Source organism: Sporosarcina koreensis, assembly GCF_001531445.1.
GTDB lineage: Bacteria > Bacillota > Bacilli > Bacillales_A > Planococcaceae > Sporosarcina > Sporosarcina koreensis_C.
Genome location: NZ_LQYA01000163.1, coordinates 1 through 243, shown reverse-complemented (window position 1 = coordinate 243; position 243 = coordinate 1). Strand labels below are relative to the sequence as shown.

Genomic DNA, 243 nt, shown 5'->3' with positions numbered 1-243 from the left:
ACTCACCATTTTTAAATTTGGTCATAGCGTCTTTAAATAGCCCAGAATAGACAATTAATCGTTTGCCTTTTAAGGCTTTATAAAACACCTCGAAAACTTCTTGGCTAATTAAATAATCACTGTCTTTTGCAGAGTACTTCGCAATCTCATAAACTTTATCATCTCGACCATTGCGAACTTTCCGCACGTCAACTTGTGTAATGAATGGGTTTTTCGTGACCTCTTGCCACAGTTCGAGCCAGC

At 38.3% G+C, this 243-nt stretch carries 1 protein-coding gene; it reads right to left on the bottom strand.

Translation table 11 applies throughout. From position 1 onward, the window contains the following. A partial coding sequence (locus AWV70_RS23875) for a protein rep (RefSeq protein WP_160327673.1) occupies positions 1–243 on the bottom strand: 243 nt, incomplete at both ends.